This window comes from Streptomyces sp. YKOK-I1 (assembly GCF_054660435.1).
Map to the genome: position 1 here is coordinate 1060514 of NZ_BAAGDR010000001.1, position 20260 is coordinate 1080773.

Here is a 20260-nt window from a genome sequence, read left to right on the forward strand (position 1 = left end):
CGGACCACCCCCTTCAATGTTCTACAGAAGCTTGACGCATTTCGTTTCTTCTGTAGAAGATTAACCCAACGGTATCCGTGCTAGCGCGAGGAGGCGCTCGTCATGGTGGTGGTGTCCTTCGACCGGAGTCCGGACGCGTACCGGCACTGGAAGCTCCGTACGGACGGTCCGGTCGCATGGCTGGAGATGGACGTCGACGAGCAGGGCGGACTGGTGCCCGGCTACGAGCTGAAGCTCAACTCCTACGACCTGGGCGTGGACATCGAGCTGTACGACGCGCTGCAGCGGCTGCGGTTCGAGCACCCCGAAGTGCGGTCGGTGGTGGTGACCAGTGCCAAGGAGAAGGTGTTCTGCGCCGGGGCCAACATCCGCATGCTCGCGGCATCTCCGCACCACTGGAAGGTGAATTTCTGCAAGTTCACCAACGAGACCCGCAACGGCATGGAGGACGCTTCGGAGCACTCGGGGCTGACCTTCATCGCGGCGGTCAACGGCGCCTGCGCCGGGGGCGGTTACGAACTCGCCCTGGCATGCGACCGCATCCTGCTGATCGACGACAACTCCTCGGCGGTGGCCCTGCCCGAGGTCCCCCTGCTGGGTGTGCTGCCCGGCACCGGCGGACTGACCCGGGTCACCGACAAGCGCCGTGTGCGCAAGGATCTGGCCGACCTGTTCGCCACGCGCAGTGACGGCGTCAAGGGAAAGACCGCAGTGGACTGGCGGCTGGTCGACGAGGTCGTACCCCGCCGGGACTTCCGCACGATCGTCGAGCAGCGCGCCCTGAAAGCGGCCGAGCACAGCTCCCGCCCCTCCGGCGCGCAGGGGATCGCGCTGACCCCACTGCGCCGGGAGGTCACCGAAGAAGGCATCTCCTACCAGCACGTACACGCCCGGTACGACCGCTCGCTCGGCCTGGTGAACATCACGGTGCGGGGCCCCGAAGGGGACGCCCCTGCCGATGCCGCCGCCCTCCACGCGCAGGGCGCCGCCGGCTGGCTGCTGGCCCTCACCCGCGAACTCGACGACCTGATCCTGCGGCTGCGGACCAACGAGATCGAGCTGGGCACGTGGGTGCTGCGCACGGAGGGCGACGCAGGCCTCGCCCTCGCGCACGAGCAGGTGGTGTTGGGCGCGGCGGCCGACGGTGACTGGCTCGCGGGCGAGATCCTGCACTACTACAAGCGCACCCTGAAGCGCCTCGACGTCACCAGCCGCAGCCTGATCGCGCTGATCGAGCCAGGCAGTTGCTTCGCCGGGCTGCTGCTGGAGCTGGCCCTGGCCTGCGATCTGCAGTACATGCTGGACGGCCCGCCGATCGACGACCCCGACAGCGACGAGCGCGCCCGGCTCACTCTTTCCGAAGCCAACTTCGGCCCCTTCCCCATGGGCAACGGCCTGACGCGTCTCCAGTCCCGCTTCTACCAGGAAACCGATCACCTCGACTGGCTGCGCCGCGAGGCCGGACAGCCCCTGAGCCCCGCCCAGGCCCGCGAACTCGGTCTCGTCACCGACGCGCCCGACGACATCGACTGGGAGGACGAGGTCCGTATCGTCCTGGAGGGCCGGGCGGCCCTGAGTCCCGACGCGCTGACCGGGATGGAGGCCAACCACCGGTTCGTCGGCCCGGAGACCGTCGAGACCAAGATCTTCGGCCGGCTCACCGCCTGGCAGAACTGGATCTTCATACGCCCCAACGCCTCCGGCCCCGAGGGCGCACTGCGCCGCTACGGCACCGGTCAGAAGGCGGTCTTCGACCGGAAGCGAGTGTGACCCCGATGCCCACGAACATCGACTACGACTCCAGGATCCCCAACAACGTCGCCCTCGCCGACGACCGCCGGCTCCAGCGTGCACTGGAAGGCTGGCAGCCCAAGTTCCTCAACTGGTGGGGCGAAATGGGCCCCACCCTGGAGAACCACGGCGTCTACCTGCGCACCGCCGTCTCGGTGGGGCGCGACGGCTGGGCCCACTTCGACCATGTCAACGTGCCCGACTACCGCTGGGGCATCTTCCTGGCCGAGCCCACCGCGGACCGCCGGATCGCCTTCGGCGAGCACAAGGGGCAGCCGGTCTGGCAGCAGGTGCCCGGCGAGTACCGCGCCGACCTGCAACGCCTGATCGTCATCCAGGGTGACACCGAACCCGCCTCCGTGGAGCAGCAACGCCTGCTGGGCCTGACCGCGCCGAGCCTGTACGACCTGCGCAACCTCTTCCAGGTCAACGTGGAGGAGGGCCGGCACCTCTGGGCCATGGTGTACCTGCTGCACGCCTACTTCGGCCGGGAGGGCCGCGAGGAGGCCGAGGCACTGCTGTACCGCAACTCCGGCAGCCCCGACTCGCCGCGCATCCTGGGCGCGTTCAACGAGGAGACCGCCGACTGGCTGGCCTTCTACATGTTCACGTACTTCACCGACCGGGACGGCAAGTACCAGCTCGGCTCGCTCAAGGAGTCCGCCTTCGACCCGCTGTCGCGGACCTGCTCCTTCATGCTCAAGGAGGAGGCGCACCACATGATGGTCGGCACCACCGGCGTCGACCGCGTGGTGACCCGCAGCGCCGAACTGGTCCGCGAGCACGACACCCTGGACATCGCCGCCTGCGGCGGCATCCCGCTCGACATCATCCAGAAGTACATCAACTTCCACTACACCGTCTCTCTCGACCTCTTCGGCAGCGAGACCTCCACCAACGCGGCCAACTACTACACCGCGGGGCTCAAGGGCCGCTGGCAGGAAGAGCGCCGCAAGGACGACCACAGGCTCACCGACGACAGTGCCTTCCTCGACAAGCCGGAGACCCACGGCACCTGGACCCAGGACGAGGTTCCCGCGCTCCTCGCCCTCAACCTGGATCTGCGGGACGAGTACATCGCCGACTGCGAGAACGGCCTGAAGCGCTGGAACCGCATCCTGGAGGATCACGGCATCGCCTTCCGGCTGAAACTGCCCCACCCTGGTTTCAACCGGGCCGTCGGCCTCGCCGCCGGCCACCATGTCACGCCCGACGGCACGATCGTCGACGAGCAGACCTGGGAGATGAGCCGCCATCACTGGCTGCCCACCGCCGAGGACCTGGCGTTCGTCCGGTCGCTGATGCAGCCTGTGTACGAACGCGGCAAGATCGCCCACTGGGTCGCGCCGCCGGTCAACGGCATCAACGGCAAACCGTTCGACTACGCATACGTGCGACTGGTGTGAGGTGAGCGGAATGCCCGAGGTGTTCAACACGACGGACCACCTGGTCGACCGGCACCTGCGGGAGGGCAACGGCGCCCGCACGGCCGTCGTCACTCCTACCCGGACCCTGACCTACGAGGAACTGGCCGGCGAGGTCCGCCGGGTGGCCGCCGGTCTGAGGGCCCTCGGCGTACGTCCGGAAGAGCGCGTCCTGATGTGCATGGCGGACGACATCGAACTCTTCACCGGCATTCTCGCCGCCTTCCGTATCGGCGCCGTGGCCGTCCCCGCCTCGACCATGCTCACGGGTGGCGAGCTGGCCAAGCTGATGGCCGACTCACGTTGCCGGGTGGTGCTGGGCTCCGCCGAGTTCGCCCCGGTGGTGAAGGCCGCGCTCAGGGACGCGCCCGAGGTCGAGTACGCCGTCCTGACCGGTGACGACCGTGGTGGACTGCCGGCCCGGGTACAGGGCAGGAGTTGGCAGGAGCTGCTCAACGCGGGCACGGACGACGGGCCGTACACCACCTGGCCGGACTCGCCCGCTCTGTGGCTGTACACCTCGGGCACCACGGGCACCCCCAAAGCGGCGATGCACCGTCACCTCGACATCAAGGTCGTCGCCGAGAACTACGGGCGACAGGTGCTGGGCATCGGCGCCGAGGACCGCTGCCTGTCCGTCGCCAAGCTCTTCTTCGCCTACGGCATCGGCAATTCGCTCTTCTTCCCTCTCGCGGCGGGCGCCACGGCCCTGCTGGAACCCTCCAGACCCTCCCCGGCGCTGTTCGCCAAGCGTGCGGCCGGCGACCGGGCCACCATCCTGTTCGGCGTGCCCGGCTTCTACGGGCCGCTGCTCGCCAGCGCCGACATCCCCGACGACGCCTTCGCCACGGTTCGTGTGGGCGTCTCGGCAGGCGAGGCGCTGCCCGCGCGGATGTTCGACGCCATGCTGAAGCGGTTCGGCGTGGAGGTGCTCGACGGCATCGGTTCCACCGAGATGCTGCACATCTTCGTCTCCAACCGCTCGGGCCGCGTCCACCCGGGCTCCTCCGGCGAACCCGTTCCGGGGTACACCGTGGAGCTGCGTGACGTCGAGGGCAACGTGGTGGAGGGCGACGGCACCCCCGGCGAGCTCTACGTCCGCGGGGAGTCGGCCGCCACCGGCTACTGGTGCCGCGCCGAGACCACCCGGCAGGTCTTCCTCGGTGACTGGGTGCGCACCGGCGACACCTACCTCCGCAACGTCGACGGCACCTACACCTGCATGGGCCGCACCAACGACCTCCTCAAGGCCGGCGGCATCTGGGTCTCACCGGCCGAGGTGGAGGAACGGCTGCTCGCCCATCCGGACGTGGCCGAGGTCGCCGTGGTCGGCGCGCCGGACGCTGACGGGCTGGAAAAGCCCGTCGCGTGTGTGGTGCCCAAGCCGGGCCACGAGGTCGATCCGGACGCCCTCGTGGCGTGGTGCCGAGAGGGCCTCGCCGCCTTCAAACGCCCGCGCGAAGTGATCGGGCTGCCCGAGCTGCCCCGCACGCCCACCGGCAAGATCCGCCGCAACGTCCTGCGTGCCATGGTCCGTGACGGTTCCTGGGCGGAGACGCCTTCAAGCTGAGGGCCTCCCCGCCCGCTCCTCGTCAAGGAGGACACATATGTCCCCCCAACCGGCTGCCCACAGCACCGACCTGCTCATCGTCGGTGCCGGCCCGACCGGTCTCTTCGCCGCCTACTACGCAGGGTTCCGGGGTCTGTCCGTCACCGTCCTGGACTCGCTGCCCGAGCCCGGCGGCCAGATCAACGCCATGTACCCGGAGAAGCAGATCCTCGACATCGCCGGCTTCCCGGCGATACGCGGTCGCGAGCTGGTCGACCGGCTCCTGGAGCAGGCGGCACCGTACGCACCGCGTTACCTGCTCGGCCACCGGGCGGAGACACTGGAACGGACCGCCGAGGGCGCCTTCGCCGTGACCACGCGCCAGGGCACGGCGGTCCGGGCCAAGGCCCTGCTCGTCACCGGTGGCATCGGCACGTTCACCCCGCGCCCGTTGCCGGCCGCCGCCACGTACGAGGGGGCCGGACTGGCCTACTTCGTGCGCCGGCCCGACGACTACGCCGGCCGGGACGTCGTGATCGTCGGGGGCGGCGACAGCGCCTTCGACTGGGCCCTCGCCCTCCATCCGATCGCCGCCTCCGTCACCCTGGTCCACCGTCGCGACTCCTTCCGCGCGCACCCCGCCACCGTGGCCGCCGTCCGGGCGTCGGGCGTGGAGATCATCACCGAGGCCGAGCTGACCAAGGTCATCGACGACGGGCGCGGCATGGACGCGGTGGAGATCACCCGTCGTGACGGACAGACCCATCTCCTGCCCTGCGGCGGGATCATCGCCGCCCTCGGCTTCACCGCCAACCTCGGCCCGCTGCTCGGCTGGGGCATCGACATCACCCACCGGCGGCACGTCCCGGTCGACTCCGCCATGCGCACCTCCGTGCCGGGGATCTACGCAGCCGGGGACATCAACGACTACCCCGGCAAGGTGCGGCTCATCGCGGTCGGCTTCGGGGAGGCGGCGACCGCCGTCAACAACGCCGCACACCACATCGACCCCGAGCAGCCGGTGTTCCCCGGCCACTCCACCGACGTACCGGCGGCGTCCCCGGCCGCCGCGTAGCCCGAACCCGCGCCCAGGAGGACCGAGCACCATGCCCTACGTCATCGCAGAGCCGTGCATCGACATCATGGACCGCTCCTGCATGGAGGAGTGCCCCGTCGACTGCATCTACGAAGGCGACCGCAAGCTCTACATCAACCCGCTGGAATGCATCGACTGCGGCAACTGCGAGCCCGTCTGCCCGGTCCAGGCGATCTCCCAGGACCGCCGCGTGCCGCCGGAACTCAAGGACTTCGTCGCCGACAACAAGCGGTTCTTCACCGAGCCGCTGCCGGGCCGCGACGCGCCGATCGGCGCACCGGGCGGCGCCGCGGGCCACGGCCCGACCGGCACGGACACCGAACTCGTCACGGCCTACGACCCCCGCGGCTGAACAACCGGGGACCTGACGAGGACTGAGTCCGATCCCGCTCCGCGGCCGGGCGGGTCCGCGTCCTCACTCGGCGTCGTAGCGGCTGCGGGCGTCCTGGATCTGCGCGTGGTGGTCCGTGACCCAGTGGGCCAGCGCGCGGACCGTGCCACGCAGACTTTCACCGAGGGGGGTGAGCCGGTACTCGACGCGCGGGGGAGGGTGAGCAGGCGCTGGGAGATGCCCGGGCTCCCATCCCTACGGGTGGGGTTACGCACTCATCGTGACCGGGCGAGGTAGCTGTACGTCTTCGACGTTTCCCACCATCGCCGTCGTCGGCGCGGGGCCGGGCCTGGGCCGCGCGATCGCCCGCCGCTTCGGCGCCGCCGGACACCCGGTCGCCCTGGTCTCCCGAGACGCCGGCAAGCTGCAGAGCATCGCCGACTCCCTGACGGCCGAGGGCGTCACCGCCCGCGTCCACCCGGCCGACATCACCGACGTCACCGACGACACCGACAACAAGGCGCTGACCGGCGCACTTGAGGCGGCCGTCGCCGACCTGGGGAGGATCGGCGTCCTCGCCCCCCACCTTCCCGAGCGAGGCCGGACAGGTGCCCGACCTCAAGGCGCTGGGAATCACCCCGGCCGTCGAGACCACCCGGGACTCCGTGCGCCCCATGTTCGACATGTTCGTCGGCGGCGCTCCGACAGGCGGCCTCCGCGGTCCTGCCGGCGATGCGTGAGGCACGTGACGGCGCCCTGCCGTTGACCACCGGCACCACCGCCATCGTCCCCATCCCGGGCATGAGCAACTCCGGTATCGCCCTGGCCTGGCAGCGTTCCTGGGCCCAGGGCCCGCACCACGATCTTGCCGGCGAGGGCGTCCACGTCGGCCACCTGTCCATCGGCGTGCCGATCATCCCCGGCTCCGGCGAGGGCGACCCCGGTGGCCTCGCCGACCGTTGGCACCGGCTCGCCCAGGAACGCCGTACCTTCGAGACCACCGTCGGATTCTGACCGCGGCTCACGCCGCACCCGGCCGGCTCAGTTCCCGCCGTGCCCTTCGGTCAGTTCGTCCCAGCGCCGCAGCGCCGTGGAGCTCCAATCGGCGTGTCGGCTGTGGAAGAGACCGGCCGCCTTGGCACCGCTCCAGCCCGCGGGCAGCAGCTTCTCCGGCAGGCGCGGGTCGAGGAAAGGGAAGCGGCGCCACTCGTGCACCAGCATGGTCTGCGCGTGCAGCACGGCGTCGTCGTCGGCCGGACTCAGACCGGTGAACTGGTCGATGAACGCCTCATAGCGCTCCTCCACCTCACTGAGATCCCAGGCACGGGCCACCATCGCCGCCTCGCTCCCGATGGTCCCGTACCTGGCGGTGAAGGACATGGCTCCGTCGGCGAGACCGAGTTCCTTCAGCACACCCAGAGCCTCCGTCTCCCGGTCGGCGCGCGGTGTGATCCACACACCGGGCTCCGGGGAGCCGAACCCGGCCCAGGTGAGCCGGGTTCGCACCTTGTGCCGGAGATCCCGCTTGGTCTCCGGCACCGAGACCAGGACCACCAGCCAGGTACCGTCCCAAGTGCCTTGCCCGCTGCCGAAGTCGTAGATGCGCTGCGCGCCTTCGGTCAGCAGCCGCCGCCCCGGCGGGGTGAGCTCCCAGCGCACCCGGCGGCCCGCCCGCTCCGAGACCAGCCAGCCCTCGGCGGCGGTGCGGGCGAGCGACTGGCGGGCCGACTTCTCCTCCACACCGAACACCGCCAGCGCCTCCACCAGCGCCGATGTCCACACCGGGCGGCCCTTCGGGAGAACGTATTCACCGAGCATGGTCATCAGCAGCGACCGCGCGCTGACGTCGCCCACCTCCCGGCGCCGACTGACCACGGGCCGGGTGTTGCCCGCCGCGCTCCGGCTGACACGTGTCCTGCGCGCCGGTCCGCGCGATACGCCCTCCACCATGGTCCTTCACTTCCCTCATCCGCGGCCGTTCCGATGTGTCACGCGGTCGCTGTGTCACGCGGTCGCTGTGTCACGCGGTCGCGCCGGACAGACCCCTCAGCCTATCCGGGTGTCCTGGCCCGGCCGCGCAGACCCGCACGTTCTTTCACATTATATTGTCGTTCCGGAAAATATCAGTAGAGTATTGCTCGTCGGTCGACGACCGACCGGCAGAGATGAGCGAGGTGGCAGCCATGCCGGTCTACGCCCTCGGCCCCGATGAGCCGGACATCGACCCCAGCGCCTTCGTCCACCCGGACGCCGTGGTGATCGGGCGGGTGTCCATCGGCGCGGAGGCCAGCGTCTGGCCCGGCGCCGTACTCCGCGGCGACCTCGGCGGACGCATCGAGGTAGGTGCCCGTACCAGCGTCCAGGACGGCTCCGTGCTGCACACCACCGAACAGTGGCCGACCGTGATCGGCCCGGACTGCGTGGTCGGCCACCTCGCCCATCTGGAGGGCTGCACGGTGGAACGCCGCTGTCTCATCGGGTCCGGCTCCATCGTCCTGAACCGGGCCGTCGTGCGCGAGGGCGCCGTCGTCGGCGCCGCCGCGTTGGTACCCGAGGGCTTCGAGGTCCCGCCCGAGACCATGGCCCTCGGCGTCCCGGTACGGCTGCGCGGGACGAAAGTGGACTCCTCCTGGGTGGAATACGCCGTACGCACCTACCGGGACGCCGGGCTGCGGTACCGCGGCGGCCTCCGGCGTGTCGACAACTGAACCCCGAGCAGCGAACCGTGTTTCCCCGAACCGAAAGGCGGACCGTCCGTGGCCGCGAAACTGCGAAGCTACCTGGCCGGTGGCTGGTACGAGGCTCCCGACGAAGGCCGCCCCCTGCTCAACGCGACGACGGGCGTCGAGGTGGCCCGGCTCTCGCAGCGGGCCGTCGACGGCACGGCCGTGCTGCGTCATGCCAGGCAGGTGGGCGGACCCGCGCTGCGCGAGATGGGCTTCCACCAGCGCGCGGGGCTGCTCAAGGCGCTGGGCGGACATCTGAGCGCGTACACGGACGAGTTCCACTCGCTGTCGACCCGCACCGGGGCGACCCGTCGCGACTCGGTCCTCGACATCGACGGCGGCATCGGAGTGCTCTTCGTCTACGGCTCCAAGGGCGTCAAGGAACTGCCCGACGGCCATGTCCTGCCCGACGGCGAGATGGAACCGGTCGGCAGGCGGGGCACCTTCGCCGTGCGTCATCTCCATGTGCCGCGGCAGGGCGCGGCCGTACAGATCAACGCGTTCAACTTCCCCGTGTGGGGCATGCTGGAGAAGCTCGCGCCGGCCCTGCTGGCGGGTATGCCGTCCGTGGTGAAACCGGCGGGGCAGACCGCCTATCTGACCGAGCTGGTGTTCCGCCGGATCATCGAGTCCGGCATCCTCCCGGAAGGCGCAGTGCAGTTGGTCTGCGCACCGCCGGACGGCCTGCTCGACGCGCTCAGCGGGCAGGACGTGCTCAGCGTCACCGGGTCGGCGGCCACCGCCCGCACCCTGCGCGGCCATCCGGCGGTCGCCGAGCGTGCCGTCCGGTTCAACGCCGAGGCCGACTCCCTCAACTGCGCCGTTCTCGGCCCCGACGCGACCCCCGGCACCGAGGAATTCGATCTGTTCATCCGGGCTCTGGTCACCGAGATGACGGTCAAGGCCGGGCAGAAGTGCACCGCGATCCGCCGCGTGCTGGTCCCCGCCGGCCTCATCGACTCCGTGCAGCAGGCGGCGTGCGCCGAACTGGACGAGGTGTGCGTCGGCAACCCCTTGGACCCCACGGTCACCATGGGTCCGCTCGCCGGGCTCGGACAGCGGGAGGAGGTGTTGCGCGCGCTCAAGGCACTCACGTCGGCCGCCCGTGTCGTCCACGGCGACCCCGACCGCTTCGAGGTCCTGGACGCCGACCGGACCCGCGGAGCCTTCCTTCCCCCGCTGCTGCTGCGCTGCGACGACTCCGACCGGGCCGAGCCGCACGAGATCGAGGCCTTCGGTCCGGTCGCCACCCTGCTGCCGTACGACGGAACCCCCGCCCACGCGGTCGCCCTCGCGGCGCGTGGCGCGGGCAGCCTCGTCGGCTCGGTCGTCACCCATGACCCCGGCTTCGCCCGAGAAACCCTACTCGGGGCCGCCCCCTGGCACGGCCGACTGCTCCTGCTCGACCGTACGGACGCCGCCGAGTCCACCGGTCATGGCTCGCCCCTCCCCCACACCGTGCACGGCGGCCCCGGCCGGGCGGGCGGCGGAGAGGAACTCGGCGGTGTCCGGGGCGTGCTCCACCACATGCAGCGCACAGCCGTCCAGGGCCCGCCCGGCGTCCTGTCCCTGCTCACCGAACCGGCCACCGGGCAACGCCCGTGAAACAGCTCGCTCCCAGCCCGGTGTCACGGCACCGGAGTGGGGGCGAGCGACAGACGTCGACGTCGGGGTTCCCAGGACCTGTCGGTCGGCACGGCCGCCGTCGGCGCACCGTCCGATACGCGTCCGGCAGCGACTCCGTCACCGTGTTGCCCGCCTGGTCGACCAGCGTGGTCTTGAGGCCGACCGCGGCGGGCGCGGCGGGGTGCGTGAGTGTCACCGAGCGCTTGCCGTCGGCCGCGGTGGCCACCTTCGCCGGCTTCCAGGTGCGGCCGCCGTCGTACGACACCGCCACCGTCAGCGACTTCACGGCGCCCTGTTTCGCCGCCGGGCCCTGAAAGCCGATCGGCACGGTGAGCTTCGTGCCCGTCTTCGCCGTGCTGGCCAGGGAGAGAGCCGGGGTCGACCGGCTCGCCCAGGCTGCCATGGGCCGCCTGGGCCCCGATGATGTCGACGCCGCGGGCGAAGATGTCGGGCTGCAACGCCGTGTCGGCGTCGGGGCCTCGGCTGGAGAAGTCGGCGAGGTGGTCACCGGAGTCCGCGGCCGCCACGGTGAGCGCGGCGGCGGCGACACCGGGGGACTCGACCGTCCCAGGCTCCGGGCCCGAGTTGCCCGCGGCGATGACGAACAGAGCTCCGGAGGACGCCGAGAGGTCGTTCACCGCGATTCCGGCCCTCGGCCGCGGCACCGGGCAACGACACCCCCTTGGCCCGCACCTGACGGTGAGGAAGGGGAAACGGTGCGGTGCTCGCCATGCGGGTGGGCGCGCCACGCCCACGAGCAATCCACCACCCAGCAAAGACCAAGATCCGGACCATACCCGGGCCAAGACCTCCGCCGAGCCGTCCGTGGGCGCCATGTACGCAGGTCAGCGACACGTTGCCGCTGTACCACCAGCAGACGAAGAACCTCCTCGTGTCGTATTCGCCGAAGAAGCCGGGCTTCTTCCAGCCCCAGAGACAAGGGCGCCTGACCTCGGCGGTTACCCGTCAGGCGCCGTCGTCGGCACGCATCTGAGCGGCGCGTCGAAACGCGCCCCTGCTCCCGATGTCTCCCACCAGAACAAGAAGCCAGCGTGCCTCGGGTCGTAGGGACGCTTCGCCGACTCGAGGGCGTGCTCGTCGAGCGTAAGGACTGGACCTCGGCGGCAGAGCGGACCTGGCCGAACGTGGAGCCCGTCGGCGGCGCCGCGGACGACGAGCGTGGGCCGCTGCGCGAGCCACAGCCGGACCGGTTGCGGCAGGGTGAGCGGATGTTGGCGTCCCTGGGGATCGTGAGCGGCTCGGCCCCGTCGTCGCCCTGCAGCAGCAGGAACAGGTACGGCTTCCTGGAGGTGGCGCTTCGGATGCCGTCGGCCGACATCCGGATGTGCCAGTCGCCGATCACCCGCTCACTCGCGGGCGCGGCCACCGACCGGATCTCGTGGGCCGCGCAGACCTCGATGACGCCGCCGAAAGCCATGGAGGCGAGGACGCCGATGACCTGACAGAGGCAGGGGTCGCGGAGCAGATGGCTCCCGAAGCCCCGCTACGCCGCCAGACACAGCATCGCGCCGGCCACTACGCCGGTCACGGCCAGGAGCACTTGCCCTCGGCCCACCGCCAGCGGAACCACGCCGACGAGGGTGAGCGCAACGCCCAGCGCACGGCAGGTTCCCGGCCTGTTCCGGCCGCCGCTCCAGGGCAGCGCCATGGGGGACGGGCGGTCGGCCAGGCCCGCGACGGCGAACAGCATCGACACGATCAGCCCGAGCCTGCGGTTCAGCGATGCGATCACCCCGGCGCCCGTCTGGTGTCACCGCCGTACGACCCAGCTCACGCGGACCCCGCCCGACGCCCGACCTGGAGGGAAGCAGGACACCAGCCGGAACGCCGTGAGCAGCCTCAGCAGGGGCCGACCCGATGACCCGCATCGCCCTGGGCATCGCTCGCAGCCGGCGGCGCGCAGCGTCCGGATGCCAGGTGCCCTGCGGATCGCCGAAGGCAGCCGGTGCGAAGGCGTCCAGGAGGTGCTCCGCGATGTGATCGTCGGTGGGGAACCGCCCGGCGTCGAGGAGGTCCGCGGGATCGCGGCGCCGGTCCCCGTACACGGTGCGGGCCAGGGCCACCATCAGCGGTGAGCCCAGGACCTCGGACAGCGGTGCGGCGGGAGCCGCCAGAACCGGCGTCCAGACGGTGGAGCCGTCGTCGCGTGAGGGTGTCGTGCACTCCAGAAAGGCACGCACGGTCGTGAAGTCCAGCGGACGCAGTTCCACGACCTCGGCGGCGGTCACCACGTCGCCGCCGTGCACGGCTCGGGCACAGTCGGTGGTGCGGCAGGTGAGCAGGACGGGCAACCGGTCGTCGAGTTCGGCGCTCAGGCGCCGGCACGCACCCCCCGCCGCCGTTGCCCAGCGGCCGGTACTCCGCGGCCAGCCGTTCGGCCAGCCACTCGCGCAGCCCGGCGGAGCACGGGTCCCAGCTCGCGAGGGCGAACAGCACCGGCACGCGGTCGCCCGGCCGCCGCGCGGCGAGCGTGCCCAGCAGGAACTGCTTGGCGAGGGCGGTCTCCCCGCCCCCGGACCGCCCAGAACGACCAGTCGGCGGGAGGGAACGCTCCTGAACGTCTCGACGATCCGCTCGAGACACTGGTCGCCCTCGCGCGGCTCGGGCAGCACAAGCCCGCGCCGCACGTTCCGCCGGTGGTCCGCGAGCGGTGGGCCCGGGCGGGACCAGCGGACGCTCAGCGGCTCCGGGTCCTGCAGCCGCCGTAGCCGGGCCTCGGCCGCCCACTGGGCCCGAACCGCCTCGGCGAGTTCATCGGCTCTCCGCCGCCGTTCGCGCCGTGTGCCGTCACCCGCGGGGATCCGCAGCAGGTCGGCCACGAAGGCGCAGGCCGAGACGAACGCCGAGATCGCGGAGATCCACATCGACGCCTGGTCACTGTCGCCGTCCCCGCTCGCCAGTACCGCGGTGAGCGCGACGAGTGCCGCCGCGCGGTTGCACTGCCCCGCCGAGTACCGGTGCGGAACGAGGCGCACGGAAGCACCACCAGCCCACTCGTCACATAGAGTGCGCATGCGCTCCCTTTAAGTTACTGTCTGATTGGTTGTCGACGGGAGGAATGCCATGAGCTACACACTGTTGCGCGGCTTGTTCGTCATCCGCTATCCCGACCTTCCGCGGCAGGGGCCGGAGCCCGACGGCGACACGGTCAAGTTCAAGCCGGACACACCCGCCCTGGTCGAGGGCCTGCCCCGGCCGTCGGGTACGCCGCCGGACATCAACGCCCGGGGCATCTCGGTGCGGCTGGAGGCGATCGACGCGCTGGAGACGCACTTCGGCGAGACCCACCAGGAACTGGACGGCGCCAACCAGGCCCGTGACAGGCTGCTGCAGCTCCTCGGGTTCACCCACGTCACCTTCTTCGAGGACCTTCCGAACAAGGTCAAGTCGGCCGACCAGGACAGCATCCGCGGATACGTGCTCTCCAACGGGATCGACGCCGACGGCCGCATGATCGGGTTCGTCTACCCGGGCGACCCGACGGAGCCCGACGGAACGGACGTATTCCTGGACGAGGCCAGGGTGGACCAGTCCGCGAACGCGACACTGCTCACCGAGGGCCTGGCCTACCCTGCGTTCTACGCGACCCTGCCCGCTTCGCTCCGTACCCACCTGACGACGGCATCCCGGGCGGCGCGGACAGCGGGGGCGGGGGTGTGGCCCCGCTCCAAGGCCGACCCGAACGGCAAGGCCAACGTCCCGGATCTCGACGCGCTGCAGCGGTTGGTGATGTGGCCCAAGCTGTTCCGGCGGATCGTGCCCTACCTCGCGTCGGGAGCCACCGACTTCAACGGCTTCGACGCCTGGCTGCGGAGCGACCCGGTCCACCGCGACGATCCCCTCTTCCTCCTGGACCGGGGCGAGTACGGCAACCTGCACGACGTGATCGAAGCCGCGGGCCAGGACATTCAACTCACGGTCTGGCCGGAGGACTTCATCATCACCCCCGACCCGGCACCGCCGGGGGCGACCACCCACCCCTAGAAGCAGCGGTCGTCACTGGAAGCCTGGATGTGCCGGGTGAGGACGAACGCGACGAGCGTCAGAGCTCCGAGGAAGACCAGGCCGCCGGTGGCCGATCCGGTGGATCCCTTGGCCCAGCCGATGGCGTACGGGCCGAAGAGGCCTCGCCGGTTGCCCCCGGAGTTGCCGAAGGCGGCGACGACGTACGGGAAGGCACTGAGTGAACCCGATCGACGTGTTGCTAGCGTTCGGCGCATGACGGAGAGACGGGCGGAACAGCAGGCGCAACGGCTGGAGCAGCGGCCGAGGGAGCGGCGCGCGATCCTCGGCGGTTCGACGTTCGAGGAGCGGATCGGCTACGCCCGGGCCGTGGTGGACGGCGACTGGGTGCACGTCTCCGGGACGACCGGTTTCGACTACGCCGCCATGACGATCTCCGACGACGTGGTGGAGCAGGCCGAACAGTGCCTGCGCACCATCGAGGCGGCACTGGCCGAGGCGGGCTGCACCCTCGCCGACGTGGTGAGGGTGCGGTACATGTTCCCCGACCGGGAGGACTTCGAGCCGTGCTGGCCCACCCTGCGCCGCGCCTTCGGCGGGATCCGCCCGGCCGCGACCATGCTGGTGTGCGGCCTCGCCGACCCCCGGATGAAGATCGAGATCGAGGCGTACGCCCGGCGGGCGCCGACCATGTGACGGCCCGCGTGACCGGCAGAACCCCCGCGCGTGGCGAGGCTGATCGACGACCATCACCCCTGTCCGTGTCCACCGGCCGGTGGCTCCCCTCCTCCAGCGAGGCCTGCGTCACCGAGGTGACGCCCCTCGGAGTCCCGCTGGTCCGGCTGCTCGGCGGCTCCCGGCTGAGGGTGCCCACGGACGTACGTCCTGGCGTCGGCACGGTGGACACCGTGAGCACGGCGGCGCGGAGCCGGGTCGCGGAGGGATTCGCCGTGCTGAAGGTCAAGGCCGGCACGGACGCGGCCGCGGACGTCGACCGCGTGACGGCGGACCGCCGGGCGGTCGGTCCCGAGGCGAGGATCCGTCTCGACGCCAACCAGGGGTGCACGCCCCACGAGGCAGTGCGGGTCATCCGCTCGCCGGAGGACGCCGGCGCGCGGCCGACCTGGTCGACGTCGAGCCGGCGAAGAGCGGCGGACCCGGCGCCGCGCGCACCCTCCTCGAACTGGCACGGGCCCAGGGCACGGGCACCCTCCTCGGCTGCATACCGGAGAGCGAGATCGGCACCGGCGCCGCGACCGGCCTGGCAGCCGTCCATCCGCCTACGCAAGCGCCGCGGTCGTGCCGCCCGACGCACCGGGGCTGGGTGTCTCCGGCCCGGTCGCCGCAGCGGACCGGGAAGCCGGTACGCCCCCTTGTCACTCCCACCGCATAAACCTAGACTCTGGAGCTCTGACATGAACTGAAGTTAGTTCAGCCGCTGCGGAGTTTCGTTTCGGCGGAAGGGAGCGGGCGGTGGACGGTTCCCTGGAGGGACGGGTCGCTCTGGTCACCGGCGCGGGCCAGGGCATCGGCCGGGCCATCGCGGTGGAGCTGGCCCGGCAGGGGGCCTCGGCCGTGACGGTCGCCGACCTGAGGGAGACGGCCGTCGGCGAGACCGCCGAACTGGTGCGCGCCGAGGGGGCGAAGGCCGAGGCGGTCGTGTGCGATCTGCGGGTGCGGGACGACATCGAGGCCATGGTGACGCGGACGGCACAGCGCTTCGGCGGACTGGATGTGCTGGTCAACAACGCCGGAGTGATCGACACCGCGTTCACGGCCGACCAGGACCACGGGGTCGGTTCGCTCCCCGAGGAGGTCTGGGACGCCGTCTACGAGGTCAACCTCAAGGCCGTCTGGCTGACCACCAAGTTCGCGGCGCCCCATCTGCGGCGTTCCACCCGTGGCCCGGCCATCGTGAACAACGCCTCCGTCTCCGGCCTCGTAGGCTTCCCCAACTGCCCCGCCTACGGCGTCACCAAGGCCGGTGTCATCCACCTGACCAAGGTCACCGCGATCGACCTGGCCCCGGTGCGCTGCAACTGTCTCTGCCCCGGCGTCATCGACACCCAGCTGACGCGGGACTACTTCGCGGCCGCCGAGGATCGCGAGGCGATGGCACGGGAACTGGTGGCCCCGCAGTTGGTGGACCGGCTGGGGCGCCCGGAGGAGGTGGCCCGGCTCGCCTGCTTCCTGGCCTCGGACAGCGCGGCGTTCATCACCGGCGCCGCCCATGTGATCGACGGCGGCGCGCTGGCCTGGCGCGGCGTCAAGGGCTGAGGGAGGGACGGGTGTGACCCAGGCGAGACTGAGCGGCCGGGTGGCCCTGGTGACCGGCGCGACCGGAGGCATCGGCGACGCCGTCGTACGGCGGCTCGCGGCCGAGGGCGCCACGGTGGTGGTGACCGACGTCGACGCGGAGCGCTGCGAGAAGCTCGCCGACGAGGTCGGAGGCGGGGCACTCGGGCTGGCGCTGGACGTCACCGACGAGTCGGCCTGGCAGGCGGTCGTCGACCGGGTGACCGGCCGGCTCGGCTCCCTGTCCGTGCTCGTGAACAACGCCGGCATCGCCGCGATGCGTACCGTCGAGACGGAGACCCGGGAATCCTGGGACCAGGTGATCGCGGTCACCCAGACCGGCGTCTGGCTCGGCATGAAGCACGCCGGTGCCGCCATCGAGGGTTCGGGGGGCGGCTCGATCGTCAACGTCGCGTCGATCTTCGGGACGGTCGGCGGCTTCGGCTCCCAGTTCTCGTACCACGCGGCCAAGGGCGCCGTCCGTCTGATGACGAAGAACGCCGCGCTGCACTGGGCGAGGCGCGGGGTCCGGGTCAACTCCCTGCATCCCGGTTTCATCGGGACGCCCCGCTCCCGTGAACTGTGGCGGGACACACCGCGGCTGGCGGCCATGCTCGACGGCACACCCCTCGGCCGGCTCGGTACGCCGGAGGAGGTCGCGGCGGCCGTGGCGTTCCTCGCCTCCGACGACGCGAGCTTCATGACCGGCTCGGAGGTGTACGTCGACGGAGGCTGGACGGCACGCTAGCCGGCGGGCGCGGTGTAGTGGTCGACGCCGTCGCCCGACCGTGTGCGCCGGACGTGACCGCGGGCGGCCAGCACGTCGAGGTGGGCCGCGGTCTCGTTGACCGCGAGCATCTGGTTGAAGGCGTTCAGGTCGGCGAAGGCGACCTTGCGCCGCGTCCACCCCAACTCCCCTGCCACGTCGTGGGCGTTGAGCGTACGGTCGCCGAGGACCGCCAGGGTCCGGGCGAGCCGGTCGTCGTGATGGGCCAGCAACTCGCCGACCCGGGTGTGCACGCTGTCGCCCACCGGACCGTGCGCGGGCAGCAGCCGGGCGTCGGTGAGCGTCGTCATCATCCGCAGCGAGTCGAGATAGTCCCCCAACGGCAGGTCGGACGGGCCGAGTTCGAAGCCGATGGACGGGGTGATGTGCGGCAGGACGTGGTCCCCGGAGAACAGCAGGCCTCGGGCCTGGTCCAGGTAGACGACATGTCCCCGGGTGTGCCCCGGGGTCGGGACGACCTGCAGCCTCGCCTCGCCGAAGCGGAGTTCCTCCGCCTCCAGCCAGCGATCGGGAGCCTCCCACACGCTCGGGTCGAAGGCGCCGTGGTCCATCGCGGCCACCCGCGCGGCGAGTTCGCCCGCACCGGCACGGGTCAGCGTCTGCAGCGAACCGGCCGGCCGCGTCGTACGCAGTGATCCGAGCAGTTCCAGGCCTCGGCGTTCGCCGGCGCCCAGGTAGACCCGGGAACCGAGCAGCCTGCGCAGGGCGACGGCCTGGGTGTAGTGGTCGCGGTGGATGTGGGTGACCAGGATGTGGCCGATCTCGCCGAGGTCGTGGCCGAGGTCGGCGAGCGCGTCCTCCAGCGCCTTGCGGGACTCGGGGACCGACCAGCCCCCGTCGATCAGGACCAGCCCCTCCGTGAGGCCTTCCAGTACATAGACGTTGACCGCCCGCAGCCCGTCGTCCGGCAGCGGGAGCGGGATGCGGTGGACCCCGGGCCGTACGGTCTCGGCTCCCGCTCGCGACCACCGGCCGCGGTCGAAGCGGGGGGCACGGGTCGCGGGGCCGGTCATGCGTCTCCTTGCCGGTGCGGTTGCCGGGCCGCCGGTTCCGGGGCGAGCCGGGCGTGCAGTGCGTGTCCGAGCCTGCGGGCTCCGGAGCGGTCGAGCTTGCCCACGGTGGTCTGGGGCAACTCGGCCACGGTGAAGGCGTATTCGGGCCACTTGGCCTTGGACAGGCCGGTGCGGTCGAGGTGTGCGGTGATGTCGTCGAGGCCGATGCCGTCATGGCCGTCCTCCGTGACCACGAGCACGGCCGCCCGTTCGCCGAGCAGCGGATCCGGCACGGGCACCACACACGCCCGGGCGACACCCGGGTGGGCGGCGACGGCGCGTTCGATCTCGGTGATGTCGAGGTTGCGGCCGCCCCGGATGATGACGTCCTTCTCCCGGCCCATGACGGTGACCGTGCCGTCGTCACCGGTCACCAGCAGGTCCCCGGTGGGGAAGAAGCCGTCCGGGGTGAGGGCGGGCGGCTCGACCTTCCCGTCCCGGGCGTACCCCAGGAACAGGGAAGGGCCGCGGACCTCGGCACGGCCCGTCAGACCGGGGCCGAGGACGGTGCCGTCGGCGGCGACGGCGCGCAGCTCGGTGCCGGGGAAGGGGCGTCCGTCCCGGCCCAGCCGGATCTCCTCGGGATCGTCCGGCCGTGGGGAGGTGTGCCCGAGGCACTCGGACATGCCGAAGACACGCAGGATCCTGGTCCCCAGCGAGCGTTCGGCCCGGGCGAGGGCGCCGCGGTCCATGGGCCCCCCGCCGACGGTGAGGGAGCGGACGCCCGCGAGGACCCGTGATCCGGCGGCCGCCGAGCCCATCTGAAGGGCCATGGTGGGCACGCACATGCTCCATCGCACATCGTTGGCGGACATCCGCGCCGACGCCTCCTCGCGGTCCCACCGGCCGCTCAGGACGAGAGGACCGCCGAGCATCAGGGCCATGCAGACGCCGAAGCAGTACGCGGCGGTCGAGGAGAGGGGCACGACGGCGGCCACCGCGTCACCGTCTCCCAGCCCGTTGATCTCCGCGGTGCGGACGCACGCGTAGCGCAGGGCGCTCTCGGACTGGACCACCCCTTTGGGCCGCCCCGTGGAGCCGGACGTGAGGCCGATGAGCGTGCCGCCGGACCAGCGGGAGACATCGCGCGGGCCGTGGCCGACGAGGACCTGCCAGCCGTCGAGGGCCTCGGCCGTCCGCGCACCCGAAACACCCTCCCCGGCACGCACAACGCCCTCCCGCGCACCCGAAACGGCCTCCCGCACCTGCCATCCCTCGGCCGCGGACGGTTCGGCGATGACGACGTCGGGGCGGATGTCCTCCAGGGCCACCGCGAACTCGGCCGGGGTCGTATGCCGGTTGACCAGCGCCAGCACACCGCCGGTCAGCCCCACGGCGAGGGTCGCGGCGACGGTGCGCCAGGAGTTGTCGGCCTGGAGCAGGACGGTCCCGGCCGGTGATCCGCCCGGTGATCCGCCCGGTGCCATGGCGTCGGCCAGTTCGGCCGCGCGCGCCAGCATCTCGCGCGCGCCGTGCCGGCCCGTGTCGTCGACGACGGCTGTGAAGTCGGCGCTCTCCGCGCGTTCGTGGAACTCCCGCACTGTCTGTCGCATCCGCTGCTTCCTCGCCTCTTCGCGCGAAAGGTGGTGGTGACTGTCC

At 71.3% G+C, this 20260-nt stretch carries 22 protein-coding genes and 1 pseudogene; 15 read left to right on the forward strand and 8 right to left on the reverse strand.

The features are described 5' to 3' along the window. The first annotated feature begins 102 nt into the window (after nucleotides 1-102). From boxC to fdxA, 5 genes are read left to right on the forward strand one after another with little or no spacing between them, the layout of a single operon-like run. A complete protein-coding gene (gene boxC, locus ACYQ8Q_RS04770) occupies nucleotides 103-1770 on the forward strand; it encodes a 2,3-epoxybenzoyl-CoA dihydrolase (RefSeq protein WP_460062207.1) in 1668 nt (555 codons plus the stop codon). A gap of 5 nt (nucleotides 1771-1775) precedes the next feature. After that, nucleotides 1776-3197 (forward strand): benzoyl-CoA 2,3-epoxidase subunit BoxB, encoded by a 1422-nt coding sequence (boxB, locus tag ACYQ8Q_RS04775; protein WP_460062208.1) that lies wholly within the window; start codon nucleotides 1776-1778, stop codon nucleotides 3195-3197. Between the two features lie 10 nt (nucleotides 3198-3207). Further along, nucleotides 3208-4785: a benzoate-CoA ligase family protein gene (locus ACYQ8Q_RS04780; protein ID WP_460062211.1), complete on the forward strand. Its 1578-nt coding sequence runs from the start codon at nucleotides 3208-3210 to the stop codon at nucleotides 4783-4785. 37 nt (nucleotides 4786-4822) lie between these two features. Beyond that, a complete protein-coding gene (locus tag ACYQ8Q_RS04785; RefSeq protein ID WP_460062213.1) occupies nucleotides 4823-5839 on the forward strand; it encodes an NAD(P)/FAD-dependent oxidoreductase in 1017 nt (338 codons plus the stop codon). Nucleotides 5840-5870: 31 nt separating this feature from the next. After that, the gene (fdxA, locus tag ACYQ8Q_RS04790) at nucleotides 5871-6212 is read left to right on the forward strand and encodes a ferredoxin (protein WP_460062214.1); all 342 of its coding nucleotides are present in this window, start codon (nucleotides 5871-5873) and stop codon (nucleotides 6210-6212) included. Nucleotides 6213-6275: 63 nt separating this feature from the next. On the opposite strand, the gene ACYQ8Q_RS04795 is transcribed toward fdxA, so the two are convergent. Further along, complete coding sequence (locus ACYQ8Q_RS04795) at nucleotides 6276-6365, reverse strand: hypothetical protein (RefSeq protein WP_460073171.1); 90 nt, start codon at nucleotides 6363-6365, stop codon at nucleotides 6276-6278. Between the two features lie 106 nt (nucleotides 6366-6471). Here ACYQ8Q_RS04795 and ACYQ8Q_RS04800 point away from each other — a divergent pair, with 106 nt between their 5' ends. Further along, nucleotides 6472-6957, forward strand: a complete 486-nt coding sequence (locus tag ACYQ8Q_RS04800; protein WP_460062216.1) for an SDR family NAD(P)-dependent oxidoreductase — start codon at nucleotides 6472-6474, stop codon at nucleotides 6955-6957. Beyond that, nucleotides 6924-7205 (forward strand): hypothetical protein, encoded by a 282-nt coding sequence (locus ACYQ8Q_RS04805; RefSeq protein ID WP_460062218.1) that lies wholly within the window; start codon nucleotides 6924-6926, stop codon nucleotides 7203-7205. Before ACYQ8Q_RS04800 ends, ACYQ8Q_RS04805 begins: the two co-directional genes overlap by 34 nt. Nucleotides 7206-7232: 27 nt before the next feature. On the opposite strand, the gene ACYQ8Q_RS04810 is transcribed toward ACYQ8Q_RS04805, so the two are convergent. Further along, nucleotides 7233-8141: a PaaX family transcriptional regulator gene (locus tag ACYQ8Q_RS04810; protein WP_460062219.1), complete on the reverse strand. Its 909-nt coding sequence runs from the start codon at nucleotides 8139-8141 to the stop codon at nucleotides 7233-7235. A 233-nt stretch (nucleotides 8142-8374) separates the two neighbouring features. On the opposite strand from ACYQ8Q_RS04810, the gene ACYQ8Q_RS04815 reads away from it, so the two are divergent. Beyond that, nucleotides 8375-8899, forward strand: a complete 525-nt coding sequence (locus ACYQ8Q_RS04815) for a gamma carbonic anhydrase family protein (protein ID WP_460062221.1) — start codon at nucleotides 8375-8377, stop codon at nucleotides 8897-8899. Nucleotides 8900-8947: 48 nt separating this feature from the next. Next, a complete protein-coding gene (paaZ, locus tag ACYQ8Q_RS04820) occupies nucleotides 8948-10522 on the forward strand; it encodes a phenylacetic acid degradation bifunctional protein PaaZ (protein WP_460062226.1) in 1575 nt (524 codons plus the stop codon). Here the strand turns inward: paaZ and ACYQ8Q_RS04825 are convergent. Both ACYQ8Q_RS04825 and ACYQ8Q_RS04830 read right to left on the reverse strand, forming a co-directional pair. Then, the gene (locus ACYQ8Q_RS04825) at nucleotides 10491-10946 is read right to left on the reverse strand and encodes a hypothetical protein (RefSeq protein ID WP_460073762.1); all 456 of its coding nucleotides are present in this window, start codon (nucleotides 10944-10946) and stop codon (nucleotides 10491-10493) included. The two genes, paaZ and ACYQ8Q_RS04825, sit on opposite strands and share 32 nt — an antisense overlap. A gap of 34 nt (nucleotides 10947-10980) precedes the next feature. Continuing rightward, nucleotides 10981-11379: pseudogene (locus tag ACYQ8Q_RS04830) on the reverse strand (S8 family serine peptidase); the annotation flags it as partial. A gap of 255 nt (nucleotides 11380-11634) precedes the next feature. Between ACYQ8Q_RS04830 and ACYQ8Q_RS04835 the strand changes: the two are divergent. Then, nucleotides 11635-12006 (forward strand): hypothetical protein, encoded by a 372-nt coding sequence (locus tag ACYQ8Q_RS04835; protein ID WP_460062229.1) that lies wholly within the window; start codon nucleotides 11635-11637, stop codon nucleotides 12004-12006. A gap of 41 nt (nucleotides 12007-12047) precedes the next feature. Here the strand turns inward: ACYQ8Q_RS04835 and ACYQ8Q_RS04840 are convergent, their stop codons facing one another. Next, nucleotides 12048-12296 carry a hypothetical protein gene (locus tag ACYQ8Q_RS04840; protein ID WP_460062230.1) on the reverse strand — a complete coding sequence of 83 codons (249 nt, stop codon included), beginning with the start codon at nucleotides 12294-12296 and terminating at the stop codon, nucleotides 12048-12050. A gap of 1331 nt (nucleotides 12297-13627) precedes the next feature. Between ACYQ8Q_RS04840 and ACYQ8Q_RS04845 the strand changes: the two genes are divergently transcribed. Continuing rightward, nucleotides 13628-14548 (forward strand): thermonuclease family protein, encoded by a 921-nt coding sequence (locus tag ACYQ8Q_RS04845; protein WP_460062232.1) that lies wholly within the window; start codon nucleotides 13628-13630, stop codon nucleotides 14546-14548. On the opposite strand, the gene ACYQ8Q_RS04850 is transcribed toward ACYQ8Q_RS04845, so the two are convergent. After that, nucleotides 14545-14784 (reverse strand): hypothetical protein, encoded by a 240-nt coding sequence (locus ACYQ8Q_RS04850; protein ID WP_460062235.1) that lies wholly within the window; start codon nucleotides 14782-14784, stop codon nucleotides 14545-14547. The genes ACYQ8Q_RS04845 and ACYQ8Q_RS04850 overlap by 4 nt on opposite strands. Here ACYQ8Q_RS04850 and ACYQ8Q_RS04855 point away from each other — a divergent pair. From ACYQ8Q_RS04855 to ACYQ8Q_RS04870, 4 genes are all read left to right on the forward strand, one after another. Beyond that, nucleotides 14783-15223, forward strand: coding sequence for a RidA family protein (locus tag ACYQ8Q_RS04855; protein ID WP_460062237.1), 441 nt, complete (start codon nucleotides 14783-14785; stop codon nucleotides 15221-15223). The genes ACYQ8Q_RS04850 and ACYQ8Q_RS04855 overlap by 2 nt on opposite strands. A 212-nt stretch (nucleotides 15224-15435) precedes the next feature. After that, entirely contained in the window at nucleotides 15436-15951 is a 516-nt protein-coding gene (locus tag ACYQ8Q_RS04860; protein WP_460062239.1) for an enolase C-terminal domain-like protein, read from the forward strand. Nucleotides 15952-16000: 49 nt separating this feature from the next. Beyond that, on the forward strand, nucleotides 16001-16804 hold the full coding sequence (locus tag ACYQ8Q_RS04865; protein ID WP_460062240.1) for an SDR family NAD(P)-dependent oxidoreductase: 804 nt from the start codon (nucleotides 16001-16003) through the stop codon (nucleotides 16802-16804). 13 nt (nucleotides 16805-16817) lie between these two features. After that, on the forward strand, nucleotides 16818-17570 hold the full coding sequence (locus ACYQ8Q_RS04870) for an SDR family NAD(P)-dependent oxidoreductase (protein WP_460062242.1): 753 nt from the start codon (nucleotides 16818-16820) through the stop codon (nucleotides 17568-17570). Here the strand turns inward: ACYQ8Q_RS04870 and ACYQ8Q_RS04875 are convergent. Further along, nucleotides 17567-18622 carry an MBL fold metallo-hydrolase gene (locus ACYQ8Q_RS04875; RefSeq protein ID WP_460062244.1) on the reverse strand — a complete coding sequence of 352 codons (1056 nt, stop codon included), beginning with the start codon at nucleotides 18620-18622 and terminating at the stop codon, nucleotides 17567-17569. The two genes, ACYQ8Q_RS04870 and ACYQ8Q_RS04875, sit on opposite strands and share 4 nt — an antisense overlap. Then, the gene (locus tag ACYQ8Q_RS04880) at nucleotides 18619-20214 is read right to left on the reverse strand and encodes a class I adenylate-forming enzyme family protein (RefSeq protein ID WP_460062245.1); all 1596 of its coding nucleotides are present in this window, start codon (nucleotides 20212-20214) and stop codon (nucleotides 18619-18621) included. Before ACYQ8Q_RS04880 ends, ACYQ8Q_RS04875 begins: the two co-directional genes overlap by 4 nt. Nucleotides 20215-20260 lie beyond the last annotated feature (46 nt).